This window comes from Parvibaculum sp., assembly GCF_040882025.1.
Lineage (GTDB): Bacteria > Pseudomonadota > Alphaproteobacteria > Parvibaculales > Parvibaculaceae > Parvibaculum.
In genome coordinates, this window is sequence record NZ_JBBECC010000043.1 from 3,690 (window position 1) to 6,397 (window position 2,708).

Consider the following 2,708-nt stretch of genomic DNA (forward strand, 5'->3'; position numbering starts at 1 on the left):
CGAGCCGATCCTTCAGGCGCGAGACCTCGGCGCGTTCGCCCGTGACGTCGCGCAGCCAGAGCACCGCCAAGGCGCCGGCCGGACGGCCCTCGGCCTCGAAGGTGCGGCCGTCGGTCGATTGCACGTGAAGCGAGAAGCGCGCGCCGCGCGTGCGCAAGCGCTGCACCGCCGTGTTGAGGCGACCGGCATTTTCAGGCTCGAGCTTCGTCAGCAGGTAGTTGAAATCGAGATCGCCGGAAGAAGGGTCGACCAGCGTGGCCGTGGAGCCGACGATGCGGGGCCGCGCCTGAAAAGTACCGGGCGCGGCGCGCAACGATTCAGGCGTCCAGATGAAGACGGCGTCGGGTTCGGCGGCAAGGATCGCCTCGGCCGCATCGAGCCGGACTTCAAGCGTGCCGACGCTCGCCTCGCGCTCAAGCGCAACGCGCCGCGCCGCGCGGGCCGAACGCAGGCCGACAATGGCGGCGAGCGCACCCGCAAAGGCGATGCCGGCGGCTATGGCATAGGAAGCGGTGAGCGCCGGATCGGCGGCCGTCTCCGGTGCCAATCCGATCGCGGCAAGCCTCTCCATCAAGCCGCCGGGCACGATTTCCTGCGCAACAGCGGCGGACGGGATCAGCGCGGCGCCAACGCCCGCGACAAGCCTTCCCATCCCTGACCGGCGTTTTCGCGCCCTCATGCCACACATCCCGCCTGCAGGCCGCCCCCCTGAGAGCATAAGGCCCTTTCGCCCGCAAATCAGCCGGCTGTGGCCATACTACACCATCGGCCGCGCTGTCGCGAAAAAGGACAGAAAAAAGCCCGGCGTTTCCGCCGGGCTCGATCCTGCCGATGAGGCCACTCAGTAGCGGTAGGTTTCGGGCTTGAAGGGGCCCTCGGCGGAGACGCCGATATAGTCGGCCTGCTTCTTGTTCAGCGTTTCGAGCTTCACGCCGATCTTGGCGAGATGCAGGCGCGCGACCTTTTCGTCGAGCTCCTTCTTCAGGACGTAGACCTTCTTCTCGTAGTCGCCCGGCTTCGTCCAGAGCTCCATCTGAGCGAGCGTCTGGTTGGTGAAGGAGGCCGACATGACGAAACTCGGATGGCCGGTGCCGCAACCGAGGTTCACGAGGCGGCCTTCGGCGAGCAGGATAATGCGCTTGCCGTCCTGGAACTCGATCTCGTCGACCTGCGGCTTGACGTTGTGCCACTTGAGATTACGCAGGCCACCGATCTGGATCTCGCTGTCGAAGTGACCGATGTTGCAGACGATAGCGCGGTGCTTCATTTTCCGCATGTGGTCGACGGTGATGACATCGACATTGCCCGTTGTCGTGACGAAGATGTCGCCGCGGGACGCAGCTTCGTCCATGGTCGTTACTTCATAGCCTTCCATCGCGGCCTGCAGCGCGCAGATCGGATCGATTTCGGTGACGATGACGCGGCAGCCGGCCTGACGGAGCGAGGCGGCGGAGCCCTTGCCCACGTCGCCGAAGCCCGCGACGACGCCGACCTTGCCCGACATCATGACGTCGGTGGCGCGGCGGATGCCGTCGACCAGCGATTCACGGCAACCATAAAGGTTGTCGAACTTGGACTTGGTGACGCTGTCGTTGACGTTGATTGCCGGCCAGAGCAGCGTGCCCTTCTTCTGCATCTCATAGAGACGGTGGACGCCGGTGGTGGTTTCTTCCGTCACGCCGCGCACGCTTTTCGCGACCTGGTTGTACCAACCCGGCTTGTGCTTCAGACGGCGCTTGATGGCGGCGAAGAGGATTTCCTCCTCCTCGTTGCCGGGCGTTTCGAGAAAGGCCACGTCGCCGTCCTCGGCGCGCTTGCCGAGATGGATGAGAAGCGTCGCGTCGCCGCCGTCATCGAGAATCATGTTGGGCGTGCCGCCATCCGACCATTCGAAAATGCGATGGGTGTATTCCCAGTAGTCCTCGAGGCTTTCACCCTTGATGGCGAAGACGGGAACGCCGCGCGCGGCGATGGCTGCCGCCGCGTGATCCTGTGTCGAGTAAATGTTGCACGAAGCCCAGCGGATATCGGCGCCGAGTTCGGCCAGCGTCTCGATCAGCACGGCTGTCTGGATCGTCATGTGCAGCGAGCCGGCGATGCGAGCACCCTTCAAGGGCTTCTGCGCGCCGAATTCCTCGCGCGTTGCCATCAGACCCGGCATTTCGGTTTCGGCGATGTCGATTTCCTTGCGACCCCAATCGGCGAGGTTGATGTCCTTGACCGCGTAGTCGCGCGGATCGGCTTTGGCAGCTTGGCTCATGGGGCGGAGGCTCCTTTGCGGGGCGTGATTTCAGGCGGTCGGCGCGGGCGGCGCGCCAAGGCACCGCGGCTCGCGGGTCGGCCGGTTCGGTGGCGGTTATAGCAAGGGAGGGGATGGGGGGCAAGGTCGATATAAAGAAATCTTTATATGTTAGCGCTATCCGAGAAATGGCCCCCGCCTCTATTACCTCGATGGTCATCGACAAGGCGGGAGCGGCCTGATCGGATCGGCCACCCGCCATTTTTCAGACGAGCAGCCCCATGTCTCAAGCCCTTGCCCAGACACTTCATCCGCTCGACATTGCCACGCAGCTTGTGCCCATGGATGACGGGCGGCTGAGAGGCACGACGTCAGACGACTACTGGAACATGATGGGCCCGTTCGGCGGCACGACGGCGGCGGTGCTGCTCGGTGCGGCGCTCGGCAGCCCGAAGCAGCTCGGCGACCC

The 2,708-nt window shown here is 64.5% G+C and carries 1 protein-coding gene and 2 pseudogenes; 1 reads left to right on the forward strand and 2 read right to left on the reverse strand.

Annotated elements, in window-relative coordinates; all coding sequences use genetic code 11:
- Both WEB61_RS02730 and ahcY read right to left on the reverse strand, forming a co-directional pair.
- Positions 1–652, reverse strand: a pseudogene (locus tag WEB61_RS02730) (hypothetical protein); the annotation flags it as partial.
- Between the two features lie 189 nt (positions 653–841).
- Positions 842–2,260: an adenosylhomocysteinase gene (gene ahcY, locus WEB61_RS02735; RefSeq protein ID WP_368062796.1), complete on the reverse strand. Its 1,419-nt coding sequence runs from the start codon at positions 2,258–2,260 to the stop codon at positions 842–844.
- A gap of 260 nt (positions 2,261–2,520) precedes the next feature.
- On the opposite strand from ahcY, the pseudogene WEB61_RS02740 reads away from it, so the two are divergent.
- Positions 2,521–2,708: pseudogene (locus WEB61_RS02740) on the forward strand (thioesterase family protein); the annotation flags it as partial.

Excerpts from the sequence above, each read along its gene's own strand:
- ahcY (WP_368062796.1), bottom strand. The coding sequence starts at position 2,260 with ATGAGCCAAGCTGCCAAAGCCGATCCGCGCGACTACGCGGTCAAGGAC.